Origin of the sequence: Corynebacterium sp. Marseille-P8863 (assembly GCF_946902955.1) — a bacterium.
In the GTDB taxonomy this organism is placed as follows: Bacteria; Actinomycetota; Actinomycetes; order Mycobacteriales; family Mycobacteriaceae; genus Corynebacterium; species Corynebacterium gottingense.
The window spans coordinates 107,312-123,671 of sequence record NZ_CAMPQC010000005.1 but is presented as its reverse complement, the minus strand read 5'-3'; the positions used below and the strand labels follow the sequence as shown (position 1 = coordinate 123,671).

15 protein-coding genes are annotated in these 16,360 nt (G+C 67.0%); 2 read left to right on the top strand and 13 right to left on the bottom strand.

Translation table 11 applies throughout. The annotated features are described in order from the left end of the window. Position 1: 1 nt before the first annotated feature. The 4 genes from OVO38_RS05460 to OVO38_RS05445 form a co-directional block, all read right to left on the bottom strand. Positions 2-2,317 carry a polyribonucleotide nucleotidyltransferase gene (locus OVO38_RS05460; protein WP_095554293.1) on the bottom strand — a complete coding sequence of 772 codons (2,316 nt, stop codon included), beginning with the start codon at positions 2,315-2,317 and terminating at the stop codon, positions 2-4. A 205-nt stretch (positions 2,318-2,522) separates the two neighbouring features. Then, positions 2,523-2,792, bottom strand: a complete 270-nt coding sequence (gene rpsO / locus OVO38_RS05455; protein WP_095277357.1) for a 30S ribosomal protein S15 — start codon at positions 2,790-2,792, stop codon at positions 2,523-2,525. Between the two features lie 148 nt (positions 2,793-2,940). Then, complete coding sequence (locus OVO38_RS05450) at positions 2,941-3,918, bottom strand: nucleoside hydrolase (RefSeq protein ID WP_267207942.1); 978 nt, start codon at positions 3,916-3,918, stop codon at positions 2,941-2,943. Positions 3,919-3,969: 51 nt separating this feature from the next. Then, a complete protein-coding gene (locus OVO38_RS05445) occupies positions 3,970-4,944 on the bottom strand; it encodes a bifunctional riboflavin kinase/FAD synthetase (RefSeq protein ID WP_267207941.1) in 975 nt (324 codons plus the stop codon). Positions 4,945-4,974: 30 nt separating this feature from the next. On the opposite strand from OVO38_RS05445, the gene truB reads away from it, so the two are divergent. Then, positions 4,975-5,871: a tRNA pseudouridine(55) synthase TruB gene (truB, locus tag OVO38_RS05440; RefSeq protein WP_095545864.1), complete on the top strand. Its 897-nt coding sequence runs from the start codon at positions 4,975-4,977 to the stop codon at positions 5,869-5,871. 5 nt (positions 5,872-5,876) lie between these two features. Here truB and OVO38_RS05435 read toward each other — a convergent pair whose 3' ends face one another. From OVO38_RS05435 to rimP, 9 genes are all read right to left on the bottom strand, one after another. Beyond that, entirely contained in the window at positions 5,877-6,530 is a 654-nt protein-coding gene (locus OVO38_RS05435) for a 4'-phosphopantetheinyl transferase family protein (RefSeq protein WP_267207940.1), read from the bottom strand. After that, the gene (locus tag OVO38_RS05430; protein WP_267207939.1) at positions 6,531-7,331 is read right to left on the bottom strand and encodes a metallophosphoesterase family protein; all 801 of its coding nucleotides are present in this window, start codon (positions 7,329-7,331) and stop codon (positions 6,531-6,533) included. It abuts the gene before it with no gap. After that, entirely contained in the window at positions 7,328-8,659 is a 1,332-nt protein-coding gene (locus OVO38_RS05425) for an MATE family efflux transporter (RefSeq protein WP_267207971.1), read from the bottom strand. The genes OVO38_RS05430 and OVO38_RS05425 overlap by 4 nt, the downstream gene beginning before the upstream one ends. 20 nt (positions 8,660-8,679) lie before the next feature. After that, a complete protein-coding gene (locus OVO38_RS05420) occupies positions 8,680-9,723 on the bottom strand; it encodes a DHH family phosphoesterase (protein ID WP_239214717.1) in 1,044 nt (347 codons plus the stop codon). Beyond that, on the bottom strand, positions 9,723-10,172 hold the full coding sequence (rbfA, locus tag OVO38_RS05415; RefSeq protein ID WP_095545868.1) for a 30S ribosome-binding factor RbfA: 450 nt from the start codon (positions 10,170-10,172) through the stop codon (positions 9,723-9,725). Before rbfA ends, OVO38_RS05420 begins: the two co-directional genes overlap by 1 nt. 132 nt (positions 10,173-10,304) lie before the next feature. Then, on the bottom strand, positions 10,305-13,223 hold the full coding sequence (gene infB, locus OVO38_RS05410) for a translation initiation factor IF-2 (protein ID WP_267207938.1): 2,919 nt from the start codon (positions 13,221-13,223) through the stop codon (positions 10,305-10,307). Positions 13,224-13,344: 121 nt separating this feature from the next. Further along, entirely contained in the window at positions 13,345-13,659 is a 315-nt protein-coding gene (locus OVO38_RS05405; RefSeq protein WP_267207937.1) for a YlxR family protein, read from the bottom strand. 209 nt (positions 13,660-13,868) lie between these two features. Beyond that, a complete protein-coding gene (gene nusA, locus OVO38_RS05400) occupies positions 13,869-14,885 on the bottom strand; it encodes a transcription termination factor NusA (protein ID WP_267207936.1) in 1,017 nt (338 codons plus the stop codon). Between the two features lie 39 nt (positions 14,886-14,924). Beyond that, positions 14,925-15,467: a ribosome maturation factor RimP gene (gene rimP, locus OVO38_RS05395; protein ID WP_095555199.1), complete on the bottom strand. Its 543-nt coding sequence runs from the start codon at positions 15,465-15,467 to the stop codon at positions 14,925-14,927. 31 nt (positions 15,468-15,498) lie between these two features. Here rimP and OVO38_RS05390 point away from each other — a divergent pair, with 31 nt between their 5' ends. Then, on the top strand, positions 15,499-16,335 hold the full coding sequence (locus tag OVO38_RS05390) for a hypothetical protein (RefSeq protein ID WP_267207935.1): 837 nt from the start codon (positions 15,499-15,501) through the stop codon (positions 16,333-16,335). Positions 16,336-16,360 lie beyond the last annotated feature (25 nt).

The following is a 16,360-nucleotide window of genomic DNA, read 5'->3' as shown; positions in this document are numbered from 1 at the left end:
CCTACTCCTCGACGGGGACCAGGGAGATCTTGCCGCGGTTGTCAATGTCGCGGATCTCCACCTCAACCTTGTCGCCGACGTTGATCACGTCTTCGACGTTCTCAATGCGGGTGTTGCCGCCCAGGTTGGAGATGTGGATCAGGCCGTCGGTGCCCGGCAGGATGGACACGAAGGCGCCGAAGGCAACCGTCTTCACCACGGTGCCCAGGTAGCGCTCGCCCACCTTCGGCATCTGCGGGTTCGCAATCGCGTTGATCTTCTCAATCGCGGCGTCGGCAGCCGAGCCCTCGGTCGCAGACACGTAGATGGTGCCGTCGTCCTCGATGGTGATCTCCGCGCCGGTTTCCTCCGTGATGGAGTTGATCGTCTTGCCCTTCGGCCCGATGACCTCGCCGATCTTCTTCACCGGGACGGTCACCGTCGTGATCTTCGGGGCGAGCGGGTTCATCTCGTCGGGGCCCTCGATGACCTCGGACATGGTGTCCAGGATGGTCTCGCGGGCCTCGTAGGCCTGCTCCAGCGCGCCGGCGAGGACGTCAGACGGGATGCCGTCCAGCTTGGTGTCCAGCTGCAGGGCAGTGATGAATTCGCTGGTGCCGGCGACCTTGAAGTCCATGTCGCCGAACGCGTCCTCCGCACCCAGGATGTCCGTCAGGGTGACGTACTCGGTCTCGCCGTCAACCTCGCCGGACACCAGGCCCATGGCGATGCCTGCCACCGGCGCCGCCAGCGGCACGCCCGCGTTGTACAGCGACAGGGTCGACGCGCACACGGAGCCCATCGACGTCGAGCCGTTGGAGCCCAGCGCCTCGGAGACCTGGCGAATCGTGTACGGGAAGTCATCCTTGGACGGGATGACCGGCAGCAGCGCGCGCTCGGCCAGCGCACCGTGGCCGATCTCGCGGCGCTTCGGGGAGCCGACGCGGCCCGTTTCGCCCGTGGAGTACGGCGGGAAGTTGTAGTGGTGGATGTAGCGCTTCGTATCCTCCGGGTGCAGCGAGTCGATATGCTGCTCCATCTTCAGCATGTCCAGCGTGGTCACGCCGAGGATCTGGGTCTCGCCGCGCTCGAACAGCGCGGAGCCGTGTGCGCGCGGTACCAGCTCGACCTCCACCTCGAGGTCGCGGATGTCGGTGACCCCGCGGCCGTCGATACGGAAGCCCTCGGTGAGGATCTTCTCGCGCACGATCTTCTTCTGAACTGCGTTGTACGCGGCGCGGATCTCCTTGGACATGGCGGTGACCTCGGCGTCATCGTCGTCCACGTCAAACTTGTCCAGGAGCGCCTCCTCGATCTCCTCCATGTACTCGTTGGAGGCGTCCTCGCGCTCGGCCTTGGACTTGATGGTCATGATCTTGGCCAGCTTCTTCGCGGCCTTCTTCTCCACCTGCGCGTAGACCTTGTCGGTGTACGGAGGGAAGAGCGGGAACTCCTTAGTCTCCTTGCCCACTTCCTGAGCCAGGTCGGCCTGCGCCTTCGCCAGCGTCTGAATGTACGGCTTCGCTGCCTCGAGACCCTCAGCAACCGTGGACTCCTTGGGCGCCGGGTAGCCGTCCTTGACCAGCTGCACGACGTTCACGCCAGCGCCGGCCTCCACCATCATGATGGCAACGTCTTCCTCGGTCTTCTTACCGCGCTTGCGCTCCACCATGCGGCCTGCCACGACCATCTCAAACAGCGCGCGCTCGTGCTGCGCAGCGTTGGGGAAGGCTACCCACTGTCCCTCCGGGTGCTTATCATCCGCAATCAGCGCCATGCGCACACCGCCGACGGCACCGGAGACCGGCAGCCCGGACAGCTGCGTTGCCGCGGAGGCACCGTTGATGGCCACCACGTCGTAGTACTCGTCAGGCGCCATGGACATGACAGTGATCACGCACTGCACTTCGTTGCGCAGCCCCTTGGCAAACGTCGGGCGCAGCGGGCGGTCGATCAGGCGGCAAGCCAGGATCGCCTGCGTGGTCGGACGGCCCTCGCGGCGGAAGAACGAGCCCGGGATACGGCCGGCGGCGTACATGCGCTCCTCCACGTCGACCGTCAGGGGGAAGAAGTCGAAGCCCTCGCGCGGCTGGTTCGACGCGGTGGTGGTGGCCAGCATCATCGTGTCATCGTCCAGGTAGGTGGTCACCGACCCGTCCGCCTGGCGGGCGAGCTGACCGGTCTCAAAACGAATGGTGCGGGAGCCAAAGTCGCCATTGTCCAGCGTGGCAACCGCCTCAGTAATCCCGAACTCCTCGTCCACGTGAATGTCGTACGAGTTCTTGGGCGTAAAGGTGCTCAAAAGATCTCTCTCCTCGAGTCTCGTCGTGGCGGTCATCGGTGCCGCCGGTTCGTATGCGTTCATCTACAACGGCAAACATCATACCAGCTCGACCGTGCAAGGCACGCTTCTCTGCACCTCCCCACCGCGCACAAAACCCGCCATCTCGTCCCGGGAACGTGTCGGCGGACAGCGTCCCGATTCGAAAGCGGCGGGTTGGTGCATCTCCGCCCGGTAACACCGGGCGGGCTCTCAGCTGTGCTTAGCGGCGCAGGCCCAGGCGAGCGATGAGGTCGCGGTAGCGCTCAACGTTGTTCTCGCGCAGGTACTTCAGCAGGCTGCGGCGACGGCCGACCAGCAGCAGCAGACCACGGCGGGAGTGGTGATCGTGCTTGTGATCCTTCAGGTGCTCGGTCAGGTTGTTGATGCGCTCGGTCAGCAGCGCAACCTGCGCCTCCGGGGAACCGGTGTCGGTCTCGTGGACGCCGTACTCCTTGAGGATTTCGGCCTTCTTCTCAGTGGACAGTGCCATGAGTATACTCCTTATATTTCAGTCCGCATTCTTCAGTGTTCTTGTGCCCTGCAAGACTGCTGCGAACCACAGTCTGTGCCCCGGAACGCTCCGGTGACAGGGCCAGCGGAACATACTACCAGAGCGCTACCGCCCTCCCCAAATCGCGCTACCTGGCGGCCGCGTCACTCCCCGGGGTCCGCTGCGCAAGCCCGGTCAGCCGGCGCATGAACTCGGCGAGGAAGCGCTCGACGTCCACGCCCACCGCCACGTGCCCGGTCTTCGCCGCGTCGTTGAGCCGGGCTTCGTCGCCAATCGTGCGCCCCCGCGTCTCGCCCTCCGTGTCCGTCTTCAAGTTGATGTCCAACGTCTCCACCAGGGTCGGGTCCGCCGCCACCGCCACGGCGAGCGGGTCGTGGAGTCCGCACCCACCCAGGTACGGCGCGGTGGTCTCATAAGCCTTGATGTAGTAGTCCGTCGCGGTGGCCAGGAAGTCGCCGCCGGTCGTGCCCAGCGCCTTCCACTCCGCGGTCTCCTTGGATGTCAGCAGCGTTTGCAGCGTCACGTCCAGCCCAACCATCGTAACGTCCTTCGCGTTGCGGAACACCAGGTCAGCGGCCTCGGGGTCCTGGTTAATGTTGGCCTCGGACCACTGCGTCACGTTGCCGGGCACGGTGAGCGCGCCACCCATGATCACGATGTGCGCGTTGTCCGCAAACGTCGGGTCCGCCTCCATCGCCGCGGCCACCGTGGTGAGAGGACCCACAGGCACGATCACCAACTCGTCGCCGTGCTGGCGCACAGACTCCACCATGAACTCCACGGCGGACTGCTCCTCCACCGCACGCGAGGCGTCCGGAATCTGGGCCTCGCCGATACCGTTCTTGCCGTGGATGAACTCGGAGATTTCCATGACCTCGAAGGAATCGCGGGCGCGCGCGTGGTCCGGCCCCGCGTAGACCGGGATGTCGGTGCGGCCGAACAGCTCCAGGATGGCCAGCGAGTTCCTCGTTCCGGTGGGGACCAGCACGTTGCCGTAGGTCCCCGTCACGCCGATGAGGTCAAGATCCTCGGAGCCGAGTGCGTACCCAATCGCCAGCGCATCGTCGATGCCGGTGTCCACGTCCAGGATGAGCTTGCGTGCCATGGTTGGGTCCTTTCGCTGGGGAGACTGTCGTGCCCCCGACAATAGCGCGCCCTACTCTGCGGCGAGGATCTCCCGGGTACGGGCGACGTCGCGGGCCATATTCTCCAGCAGCTCGTCCACCGAGTTGAACTTCACCATGTCGCGGACCTTGTCCACAAACTCCACGCGCGCCATCCGTCCGTACAGATCGGCGTCGCGATCCAGAATGTAGGACTCGACGCTGCGGCGGGTATCACCAAAGGTCGGGTTGGTGCCCACCGAAATCGCCGCCGGGTAGCGCACCCCGGGCTCGATGTCGCCGTCGATGGGGGCGTCATCAATGATGGTGACCCAGCCGGCGTAGACACCATCTCCGGGCAGCGCCGACATCTCCTCGACGTACTGATTCGCCGTGGGGTACCCCAGCTCGCGCCCACCCCGGCCCGCGCCGCGCTCGATGATGGAGATCACCGAGAACGGCCGGCCCATGTAGTCCGTGGCCAAGCCGATATTTCCCGCCGTAAGCTCGTCGCGGATGGCGGTCGAGCAGATGCGCACGTCGCCCTCGTTGAGCAACTGCACGATGGTCACCTCGAGGCCGTGGCGCTCGCCCAGCTGCGCCATCGTCTGCGCGGTGCCGGCGGCGTCCTTGCCAAAGGTGAAGTTTTCGCCCACGACCACCTCGAGGGCGCCGAGCCGCCCCTGCAGCACTTCGGTGACGTAGTGCTCAGGACTGTCGCCTGCCAGCTCCTCGCGGAAGTCGATGACCAGGAGGTAGTCCACGCCAAGCTCCGCGATCTGCCGGGCACGCTCCTCAATGGGAAGCAGGGCGACGGGGGCACGATCGGGGGCGAAAATACTCACCGGGTGCGGGTCGAACGTCATCACCACGCACGGCACGCCACGCTTGCGCGCCCTGTCCACGGCGGTGCTGATGAGCAGCTGGTGCCCGCGGTGCACGCCGTCGAACACGCCGATGGTGACCACGCAACCGCCGTCCGCCTTCAGATGTGCTGGGACGCTTCCAAGCCCGTGCAAAATATCCACGCGCAATAGCGTACGGCATACTGGAAAACCATGACCGATCCCCTCGCAACCTCTGGAATCGTCGTGGTAGACAAGCCCGCGGGCATGACAAGCCACGATGTTGTAGCGAAGCTGCGCCGCGCGTTTTCCACCCGCAAGGTGGGGCACGCCGGCACGCTCGACCCGATGGCCACCGGCGTGCTTGTCGCCGGGATCGAGCGCGGCACCAAGCTGCTCGCCCACCTCGTCGCGCACGACAAGCGCTACGAGGCCACCATCAGGCTCGGCCAGTCCACCACCACCGATGACGCGGAGGGCGAGCTCACTGCGGAGCATGACGCAGCAGCCATCACCGACGGGCAGATTGCCGCCGAGATCACTGCCCTGACCGGCGACATCATGCAAAAACCCACCGCGGTCTCCGCCATCAAAATCAACGGCAAGCGCGCGCACGAGCTGGTCCGCGAGGGCAAAGACGTCGACATCCCCGCCCGCCCGGTCACCATCTTCGCCTTCGACACCCACGAGGTCAGCAGGCAGGGCTCGCTTATCGACGTCACCGTGACCGTCCACTGCTCCTCCGGCACCTACATCCGCGCCCTCGCCCGCGACCTGGGCGCCGCGCTCGGCGTCGGCGGTCACCTCACGCAACTCCGCCGCACCAGCGTTGGAGCATTTTCGCTTGCCGACGCCACGCCGCTCCCCGTCCTCCAAGACTCCCCCGCCCTTTCGCTCACCCTGGACGAGGCGCTCACTCGCGCCTGGCCGGTGCTCCCGGTCAGCGACGACGAGTACCAGGCACTCGCGCTGGGGAAATGGCTCGAACCGCGCGGGCTGCAGGGCGTGCACGCCGCCCAGGGGCCGGACGGGCGCGTCGTGGCCCTGGTCAAGGAGAAGGGCAAGCGCCTGTCCACGGAGTTCGTGGCTCGCCCGGCAACCCTGGGCTAAATCGCCTACTCCACGAAGACGGAGGCGATGATGTAGCCGTCGCCGACCACCCAGCGTCCCTCAAACAGCGGTGCCGGGGTGGGGCGGGCCAGGATGTAGGACGAAAACGTGCCGTCGGTGCGCAACACGATGTCGGCGTCCTCGAATCCGAGCCAGCGGCGCGTCATGGGAAACCAGCACTTGTACGTCGCCTCCTTGGCGCAGAAGAGGAGCTTGCTGGCCCACTCGAAGCCTTCTTCCTCCAGCTCGCGCAGCATCGCCCGCTCGGTGGGCCTGGCGATGCGGGGCACCACCTCGCTCGGCAGCGGGACCGCGGGCTCGGCGTCGAGTCCCATGGACCGTACGTGCCGTGTCGGTGCCGCCACCGCCGCGCGAAAGCCGGTTGTATGCGTGAGCGACCCGGTGTAGCCGTGCGGCCACAGCGGCATCCCGCGCTCGCCGCGCAGAATCACGCCCGCGTCGGTGCAGCCCAGCTCCTTGAGCGCCTCGTGGGCGCACCAGCGCGCGTCGCCGAACTCGCCCTTGCGCTTGTCCACGGCGCGGCTGACAAGCTCTCGTTCGCTGGGGTGGAGATCCTCGTAGTGGGTCAGGTCTCTGCGCTCATCCGTGCGCAGGTACACAAACCGGGCCTCGGGGGGAAACAATGCCAGGTTCTGCATCTAGGCCCCCAGTTCCATGACCGGGTACGGGAACTGCACCCCTGCAGGGTGGCGCTGCCACTCGCGCGGGTACCCGAGCGAGACCTCGATGTGGTCCACGCCGTCCACCTCCACGACGCCGGGCATGTGCAGGTGCCCGTACACCACTGCGCGGGCGTTGTAGCGCTTTGGCCAAGATCGCGTATGCCTCGTCCCGCACCACAGCGCAATCTCGGACCACTGCATCCGCAGCGTCGGCTCCTGCACCAGCGGCCAGTGGTTCACCATGATGGTGGGCCCGCTGATTCGTGAGAGCCGCTTCGTGGTGTACGCGAGACGATCCCAGCACCACGCGCGCACGTCCACAAACGGGGCGATGGCGTACTGGTCCGTCATCACGATGTTCTTTTCCTTCGCCGCCTCGATGGCCTCCTCGACCGTCATTCCGGGGCCACGGAATGAGTAGTCGTACAGCGTGAACAGCGGGGCGACGGTAATGCCGCCGAAGACTGGGAACTGATCCTCTGGGGTGACCACGCCCAGCTCGCGCATGGACTGCACCAGCGCGGTGTACTTATCGCGGCCGCGGTAGCGGTCCGCGCTGCGGGCGAACAGCTCGTGGTTGCCCGGCACCCAGATCACCGTGTCGAACCTTCCGGCCAGCTCCGCCATCACCTGCACGATCAACTCGTGGCGTTCCGCCACGTCTCCGGCCACAATCAGCCAGTCCGACGGGTCCGCGGGCTGGATCTGCGCGATCTTCGGCCCATTCCGCTTCACCGCTGCGTGCAGGTCGCTCACTGCCCAGAGGGTGGTGGTCATGTGCTCGCCTTTCGGGTCTTGCGCTCTGCTCCTGTCTGTGCCCAGTCGTCGCCCCGGAAGCGGATGACTACACCGACCAGGCGCAGCAGCACCGAGGCGAGGTGTCCGGCCCAGATGCCGACCAAGCCCCACCCGAACGCCACCGACAGCAGCGTGAGCGGGAGGAAGGCGCCGAGTACGGAGGCGATGGTGATGTTGCGAAGGTACGCCGCGTCGCCGGCCCCGAGCAGCACCCCGTCCAGGGCGAAGACGACGCCGCCGGTGACAATCATGGCGATGAGCAACCACCACGGGATGGTGAGGGCGTCGTGGACGGCTGGGTCCTGGGTGAAAATGGACTGCAGGGGGGCGTCGAAAAGCGTGAAGACCAACGCCAAGACCACGCCGAAGCCGACGGAGAACCTGGTGGCCTGCGCGCCGACGGAGCGAGCCTCGGCGACGCGACCCTTGCCCAGCGAAGCCCCGGTGAGCGTTTGCGCGGCGATGGCCATCGAGTCGAGGACGAGCGTGAGGAAGTTCCACAGCTGCAGGAGGATCTGGTGCGCGGCAAGCGTCGCGACGCCAAACCGGCCGGCCACCGCCGCCGCGGCGAGAAACGAGATCTGGAAGGACAGGGAGCGCAGGATCAGGTCGCGCCCCAAGACGAGCTGCTCACGCATCACGCGCCAGCGCGGCCCCCAGCTGCCGGCGTGCTCGCGGAGCAGCATGGTGAGGAAAAGCGCGGCCGTGATCCCCATGCCCAGCAGGTTGGCCATCGCGGAGCCGATCAGGCCGAACTTTCCCACCAAGATGGGCAGCGCGATCGCGCCCGGAATGAGTCCGCACAGTGTGAGAAGGAACGGAAGCCGCGTGTTTTGCACACCGCGCATCCAGCCGTTGCCCGCCATGATGATGAGCGTAAGCGGGATGGCAAACGCGGAGACATGCATCCACCGCGCGGACTCCTGGGCCGTGGCCGCGTCGTTAGTCAGGGCCAGCGCGATCGGCTGCGCGAACAACCAGATGATGGTGGCGAGCGCGAAGCCGACGCCGAGCGCCACCCACGTGGCCTGCACGCCTTCCGCCACGGCGGCCTCGCGCTTCCCCGCGCCGAACAGGCGGGAGCTGCGCGCGGTCGTACCGTAGGACAAGAACGTGAGCTGGGTGGTCACCGTGGACTGGATCGTGGTGCCTGCGGCGAGGGCCGCCAGCTCCGCGGTGCCCAGCCGACCGACCACGGCGGTGTCCAGCAGCAGGTAGAGGGGGTTGGCCGCCAGCACACCCAGTGCCGGCAGGGCCAGGGCGAGAATCTTGCCAGGGGTGACCGTCGCGTCGTTGCGTTGCGCCATCACGGCAGCGTGCACTCTCCTTATCGGTTAGCGTTCGGGAAGTTTTGGGCTGCTGGCTCGTGTTGGGAGGCAGCGCGCTCTTCGCGCGTAGGCAGCGCAGCGATCAGGTCCCGCACAACCATGTCCTGCGATCCGTACGCCGTGTACCCCGCGGCCGGGATGTGCCCGCCGCCCCCAAGGGCCTGGGCCAGCTTGGATACGTCGATCACAGTCGAGCGCAGCGACACCGCCCAGTGCTTCGGGCCGTTCTGCTTGAGCACCATACCCACGTCGGAGCCTTCCAGCACGCGGGCGTAATCAATGATGGTTTCCACCGTGGTCTGGCTCATGCGAGCCAGCGCCTCCGCCGGGATGGTGAACACGCTGACAACGAGTCCCTCCTGGCGGAAGTTCTGCAGGTCCGCCAGCACTCCGCCCATGATCTGCAGGTCGCGGGGGCTCGCTTTATCGATTAAGTCCATGGTGAGTTGCCGGGTGTCCAGGCCGTATTCCATGAGCTCGGCGGCAAGCGTGTGCATTCGCGGTGTCCCCCAGCGGAAGCTGCCCGTGTCGGTGACCAGCCCGGCGTACAGGCAGTACGCGATCTCAGAATCCAGCTCCACGCCAAGGTGCGTGAACAGCGCGCGGATAATGGTCGTGGTGGACTCAGCATCTGCGATGAGGTTGTGGGCACCGAAACCCGGGTTGGTCTCGTGGTGGTCGATCACCACGACCCGGTCGCGCTCGGCGTCGATCTGCTCGCGCAGCAGGCCGGTGCGGTCCACGGACGCGCAGTCCACGGTGACGATGAGGCCGTCTGCGGGCAGGTGCGACCCGTAGGTGATGTCGTCCACACCAGGCACAGTTCGCAGGTTGCCCGGGTGCGGATAGGTCTGCCCGATGTAGACACGGGCGTCCTTGCCCAGCTTGCGCAGCCCCGCCGCCAGGCCGCACGCGGAGCCGACTGCGTCGGCATCCGGCTTGATGTGCGCCACGACGGAGATGCGCTCCGCGCCGCGCAGCACCTCGGCGACCTGCGCCAGCTGCTCCCCGACTGCCGGGGTGTCCGCGAACAGTCCGCCCATTACTGACCGGACTCTGCGTCGCCGCTGGTCTTGTACGGGTTACCGTCCCCGGCCGGAGTCGCGTTGGCGCGCAGACGCGCGGTCTCCGCGTCGCGGGCGCGCGCCCGGTTCAACAGCTCCTCCATGCGCGCGGAGGCCTCCGGCACGGTGTCGAGCTCGAACGCGAGCGTCGGCGTGAAGCGCACGGCGAGCTGGTCGCCGACCTTCTTGCGCAGCTGGCCGCGGGCGCGGTGGAGTGCCTCCGCCGCCGCGTCGAAGTCCGGCTCCTCGTCGATGTCGCGACCACGCACTGTGTAGTACACAGTCGCGTCGTGCAGGTCACCGGTAACGCGAACGTCGGTGATGGTGACCAGCTCCAGACGCCGATCTTTGACCTCTCGCTCAATCGCAGACGCCACGATCGCGTGAATCTGCTTGGCAAGGCGCTGTGCGCGCGGGTTTTCAGCCATGTCATCATCTCCTTCTTCGCGTAAGCGTCTCTAGTCTAGACGCTCGCATGTGCTTATCGACGCCACGCTGCCCGCACTCCAGCGTCATGCCGGGGCCGGGCAGCGTGCTTCCCTCTTTCTGCGCGTTATGCGCTAGTCGCGGGGAACCTCGACCATCTCGTAGACCTGGATCTGGTCGTCCACCTGGATGTCCGGGTAGGACAGGACCATACCGCATTCGTAGCCCTTGGCCACCTCGGTGACATCGTCTTTCTCGCGACGCAGCGACTCGATCGTTGCATCCGGGGTGATGACGTTGCCGTCGCGCACGAGGCGCAGCTTCGCGCCGCGCTTGACGTGGCCCTCGGTGACCATGCAGCCGGCGATGAGGCCGACGGAGGATGCCTTGAAGATCTGGCGGATCTCCGCGGCACCAACCTCGCGCTCCTCGTAGATCGGCTTGAGCATGCCCTTGAGCGCGGCCTCCACCTGGTCGATGACCTCGTAGATCACCGAGTAGTAGCGGATCTCCACGCCCTCGTTGTTGGCCTCCTCGGTCGCCTTGCCCTCAGCGCGAACGTTGAAGGCGACGATGACCGCGTCGGACGCGGCAGCCAGGACCACGTTCGTCTGGGTGACGGCACCAACACCGCGGTCGATGATGTTCACCTCGACCTCGTCGTCCACCTCGATCTTGAGCAACGCCTCCTCCAGGGCTTCCACCGAACCGGCGTTGTCGCCCTTGAGGATGAGGTTGAGCTGGCTCGTCTCCTTGAGCGCCTGGTCCAGGTTCTCCAGGGAGACACGCTTCTTCGTGCGCGCCTGCATCGCTGCGCGGTGGCGGGCGTCGCGCTGCGCCGCAATCTGGCGCGCCACGCGGTCGTCCTCCACCACGAGCAGGTTGTCGCCCGGGCCGGGAACGCCGTTGAGGCCCTGCACCTGCACTGGACGAGACGGCTCGGCTTCCTGCACGTCGTTGCCCCACTCGTCGACCATGCGGCGCACGCGGCCGAAGTTGCCACCGACGACGATGGAGTCGCCGACGCGCAACGTACCGCGCTGCACGATCACGGTGGACACCGGGCCGCGTCCGCGGTCCAGGTGGGACTCGATGGCCACGCCCTGCGCGTCCATGTCCGGGTTGGCGGTCAGCTCCAGCGCAGCGTCGGCGGTGAGCAGGACGGCCTCCAGGAGGTCGTCGATACCCGTGCCCTGCTTCGCAGAGATGTCGATGAACATGGTGTCGCCGCCGTACTCCTCGGGGATGAGGCCGTACTCGGTGAGCTGGCCGCGGATCTTATCCGGCTGTGCCTCCGGCTTATCCACCTTGTTCACGGCAACCACGATGGGCAAGTCCGCCGCCTTGGCGTGGTTGATCGCCTCAACGGTCTGCGGCATGACGCCGTCGTCCGCAGCGACGACCAGGATGGCCAAGTCGGTCGACTTCGCACCGCGGGCACGCATGGCGGTAAACGCCTCGTGACCCGGGGTATCCAGGAACGTGATCTTGCGCGGCTCGTCCTCGAGGGTGACCTCGGTCTGGTACGCGCCGATGCCCTGGGTGATGCCGCCTGCCTCGCCGCGACCCACGTTCGCCTTGCGGATCGAGTCCAGCAGGCGAGTCTTACCATGGTCGACGTGGCCCATCACGGACACGACCGGAGGACGCTGCTGGAGATCCTCGTCGTCGCCTTCGTCCTCGCCGAACTGCAGGTCGAAGGACTCGAGCAGCTCGCGGTCCTCGTCCTCAGGCGAGACGATCTTCACCTCGTAGTTGATCTCCGCGCCCAGGAGCTGGAGGGTCTCCTCCGGCACCGACTGGGTCGCCGTGACCATCTCACCGAGGTTGAACAGCGCCTGCACGAGTGCCGACGCCTCCGCGTTGATCTTCTCCGCAAAGTCGGACAGGGTCGCGCCCTGGCGCAGGCGCACGGTCTTGCCGTCGCCGTCCGGGAGACGAACGCCACCGATGACGTTCGGCTTGTGCATCTCCTCGTATTCGGCCCTCTTCTGGCCCTTGGACTTGCGACGACGCCCCGGTGCGCCACCCGGACGCCCGAATGCGCCCGCGGTGCCACCGCGACGACCGCCGCGTCCGCGGAAGCCACCGCCGCCGCCACGGTTCGGGCCGCCCGGGCCACCACCGCGTCCGCGACCGCCGCCACCGTTGCCGCGTCCACCGCGGGTACCGGCAGCCTTCGCCGGCATCTGCTTCGGCGACGGAGCTGCAGCCATATCAGCGGGCGACGGACGACGGCCGCCACCAGCACGATTGCCGCCCTGGCGCTGACCGCCCTGACCCTGGCCACCCTGACCCGGGCGCTGTCCGCCCTGGCCGCGACCACGGCCACCGCCTTGGTTGCCCTGGCCCTGGCCGCCACGGCCGCCACCGGGGCGCGGCGCCGGGCGCGGAGCGGAGGTGTTGGACGAGAACGGGTTGTTCGCCACCTTCGGACGACCGCCCGGCTTTGCCACCGGTCGCGGCATCGAACCCGGCGTCGGCGCTGCGCCCTGGCCCGGCTTCTTCGCCGCAGGCTTCGGCGCGCCCGGCTTCGGGGCGCCAGGCTTGTTCGCCGCAGGCTTCGGTGCACCAGGCTTGGGAGCACCCGGCTTCGGAGCACCACCCTGCGCAGCCGCAGCGCCCTGGACCGGCTTCTTCGCCGCAGGCTTCGGCGCACCCGGTTTCGGGGCGCCAGGCTTGTTCGCCGCCGGCTTCGCAGCCCCCGGCTTCGGAGCGCCGCCCTGCGCAGCCGGAGCGCCCTGGCCTGGCTTCTTCGCTGCAGGCTTCGGCGCGCCCGGCTTCGGGGCACCAGGCTTCTTTGCGGCAGGCTTCGCAGCCCCCGGCTTGGGGGCACCGGGCTTCGGAGCGGCCTTCGCACCGCTGTCGCCCTCGGCCTTCCCACCGGATTCCTTCTCCTGGTAGTAGGCCGTCATCTTCTTCACCACTGGCGACTCAATGGTCGACGAAGCGGTCTTTACAAACTCGCCTTGTTCCTTCAACGTGGCGAGCAGTTCCTTGCTAGTAACGCCAAGCTTCTTGGCAAGCTCGTGTACGCGTAACTTTCCGGGCACGTGTCTCCTTGTTGTTGTGCTAGGAGACGGTGCCCGCCGAACCCGTGGCTCGTGCGGCTACCGACCCCTAGACGTGGTCATTGACTTTCATCGCTGATGCTGCTTCACGGTTGTGTACTCATCAGTGTTCGGTCTTCCTTACTTGCGTTGGGTCGTTCGCCAGATTGGCGAGGTACGTGTGTACATGACCTAGGTCCGCCGGAGCGGACAGACGGAACGCCCTACCGAAGGCACGGCGTTGCTCCGCCAGCTCGACTGCTTCCCACGTCGGCGTGATCCACGCTCCCCTGCCGGGCAATGACCGGCGCGGGTCGGCGAGGATCCGGCCGGGCGCATCGGGGTCCTGAACGAGTCGCAGTAGCTCGGTGTCGGGCAGCACGTCGCGGGTAGCAATGCAGGTACGAGTACGGATGGGACGCTTGCGCGTAACGCTCATCCACAACCCTTCCTGTTGCTTGACGTACAGTCCTGCCCACACCCAACTACTGCGACCGGGAACGCGACACGTCTCGGCGCACGGGAAATAAGCCGCGTCCTAGCCTACGCCATTGCGGCGCTAAACAATACTTACGGCGGTCAGCAGGGTTCCTGCCGGCCCCGGGGCATTGCTTGTCGACGCTCACGCGCTCCCCAGCTACGCCCCCGCTACTCCGCGGCTGCGTCGGTATCGGCGTCGGAGTGGATGTCAATCTTCCACCCCGTGAGTCGCGCTGCCAGACGGGCGTTCTGGCCCTCCTTGCCGATGGCCAGCGACAGCTGGTAGTCCGGCACGGTCACCCGGGCCATCTGCGCGTCGCGGTCCAGGATGTCCACCTTGACCACCTTGGACGGCGCCAGCGAGTTGCCCACGTAGGTGGCCGGGTTCTCGGAGTAGTCGATGATGTCGATCTTCTCCCCGCCCAGCTCCTTCATGATGTTGGTCACGCGCGCCCCCCGCGGGCCGATGCAGGCACCCTTTGCGTTGACGCCCTTGACGGTAGCGCGCACCGCGACCTTGGAGCGGTGGCCGGCCTCGCGAGCGATCGCGATGATCTCCACGGAACCGTCCTCAACCTCGGGCACCTCGAGCGCGAACAGGCCGCGCACCAACTCCGGGTGCGTGCGCGACAGGTTGACCTGCACATTGCGCCCACCCTTGTTCACGCCCACCACATACGCCTTGACGCGGTCGCCGTGGGTGAGGCGCTCTCCCGGGATCTGCTCAGCGGGCAGGAGAATGCCGTCCTGTGGATCCGCCTCGGTGCCCAGCTGGACGATGGTCAGGCCGCGTGCCTCCGCGTTGGCGTCGCGCTGCACCACGCCGGAGACGACGTGGCCCTCGAACTCGGAGTAGGCGGTGTAGACACGTCCTGCCACCGCTTCGCGCAGGCGGCGCTTGATGGCGTCGCGCACCGCCGGGGCGCCAATACGGGAGAAATTGACCGGCGTGCTGTCATACTCAGAGACGACCTCGCCGTCCTCGTCCAGCTCGCTGACCATGACGTGCACATCGCCGGTGTCCGGGTCGATGTCCACGCGAGACTTGGTGTTTTCGTCCGGCTTCCCGTCGCGGTAATCCAGGTACGCAAACAAAAGCGCGCTCGCGATGGTGGTGAGCAGGTCATCGACAGCGATGCCCTGCTTGTCCTCAATCACTTTGAGCGCGTTCAAGTCAATATTCACTTGTTATCCCTTCCAGGTAAGCCGGGTGAGCCCCGGAGCTTACTCGTCTCCTGCTTCTTCGTATGCCGCGTCGACCAGCTCCTGCTCGGCAGCCGGTGGCGCTTTGAACTCAATTTCTACCACTGCCTTCGGCATTTCGGAAACCAGGCGGGTTTCCACGCGCGGCTGCTTGGCGCCGCGCTCGATGAGCACGACACGATCCTCAGCATCGTTGAGCGCACCGATGCGCCACGTCTCCTTCTTTCCGTCGGCGTCCAGCAGGGCGACGGCGCGGCCACGGTTCCGGCGCCAGTGCCGCGGCGCGGTCAGCGGCATGTCCACCCCGGGCGTGGTCACTTCCAGGGTGTAGCCGGCGCCGAAGTTGAGGTCTCCGGCGGACTCGTGGGCGTCGAAAAGCTCGCTGAGCTCGTTGGAGACGACCTCCAGCTCGTCCAAGGTGGGGTGCTCGTCGCCGTCGAGGGCGATGACCACCTGAGATTTCTTGCCGGCGCGCACGGCGCGGATCTGCTCAACGTCCAGGTCGTGATTGCGCGCGATCGGGGCGACAATGTCCTCGAGCTGCTCGGGTGTAGGAAAAGCCATGGCCCCCACCCTATCGTGTACGGTTTTGCGGGTGAAGAAACTCGTCGCCCTCGCAATGTCCGCCCCCGTCGCGCTTTCACTCGCATCCTGCGACGCACTCGATGTGGTCGGGCCGCGCCCCAACGCCGACCTCGTCGCGCTCGCCCAGCAGGCAATCGCCGATGAGCAGGCGCTTGGCGACGCCCCGCTCGCCCACACCCGCGCCATGCAGGCACAGCAGCTGTTCGACGAGGTTGAGCGCCTCTGCGGCACCACCGAGTCCGGCGAGTTGCCGAGCACCTGCAAGGTGGAACGCACGCCCGGCGAGTCGGCGGGCAACCCCGACGAGGTGTCCGCGGCCGACCACGCGGCGGACGCGCTCACGGAGGCAGCCGCGGACGTGCCGGAGGAATCCGTCGCGCTGGTGACCGCCCAGGCGATCGATCTACGCGTGGCAGCTGGAACGGAGCCCGCTGCAGACGCAGACAGCGCAGACGGCGCGGACTCCGAGATCACCAACGAGGCTGACCTGGACGCCGCCCGCGAGATGCTGCGCCGGGAGTACGCGGCGCAGTACGGCTTTTCCATGGCCACTGCGTACGCGGACGACGCGCTTGACCAGCGCCTCGAGGCGCTGCGCGACGCCTCCGACGAGCGTGTGCGCGCCCTCGTCACCGCGCTCGAGCCCAGCGGCGACGTCCCGGAGGCCGCCCCGGGCTACGCATTCGAGGGCGTCCCGGCGCCTGCCGACGTCGCCTCCGCCGGCGCCTACACGCAGACCCAGCAGCAGGCGCTTGTGGATCAGTGGCGCGCCACCGCCGCCAACGCCGAGAGCCCCCAGTTCCGCCGCCTGTCTATTCAGCTCGCCGCGGAGGCGCAGGGGGCGTAGCCGCAGGCGCGCGGCGCCCGCGGGG

Bases quoted from the DNA above. Each gene is read 5' to 3' on its own strand.
- OVO38_RS05430 (WP_267207939.1), bottom strand. From the start codon at position 7,331: ATGACCACCACCCTCTGGGCAGTGAGCGACCTGCACGCAGCGGTGAAG.
- OVO38_RS05460 (WP_095554293.1), bottom strand. From the start codon at position 2,317: ATGACCGCCACGACGAGACTCGAGGAGAGAGATCTTTTGAGCACCTTT.
- OVO38_RS05435 (WP_267207940.1), bottom strand. From the start codon at position 6,530: ATGCAGAACCTGGCATTGTTTCCCCCCGAGGCCCGGTTTGTGTACCTG.
- OVO38_RS05425 (WP_267207971.1), bottom strand. From the start codon at position 8,659: ATGGCGCAACGCAACGACGCGACGGTCACCCCTGGCAAGATTCTCGCC.
- rpsO (WP_095277357.1), bottom strand. From the start codon at position 2,792: ATGGCACTGTCCACTGAGAAGAAGGCCGAAATCCTCAAGGAGTACGGC.
- OVO38_RS05420 (WP_239214717.1), bottom strand. From the start codon at position 9,723: ATGGGCGGACTGTTCGCGGACACCCCGGCAGTCGGGGAGCAGCTGGCG.
- rbfA (WP_095545868.1), bottom strand. From the start codon at position 10,172: ATGGCTGAAAACCCGCGCGCACAGCGCCTTGCCAAGCAGATTCACGCG.
- OVO38_RS05405 (WP_267207937.1), bottom strand. From the start codon at position 13,659: ATGAGCGTTACGCGCAAGCGTCCCATCCGTACTCGTACCTGCATTGCT.
- rimP (WP_095555199.1), bottom strand. From the start codon at position 15,467: ATGGCTTTTCCTACACCCGAGCAGCTCGAGGACATTGTCGCCCCGATC.
- OVO38_RS05450 (WP_267207942.1), bottom strand. From the start codon at position 3,918: ATGGCACGCAAGCTCATCCTGGACGTGGACACCGGCATCGACGATGCG.
- truB (WP_095545864.1), top strand. From the start codon at position 4,975: ATGACCGATCCCCTCGCAACCTCTGGAATCGTCGTGGTAGACAAGCCC.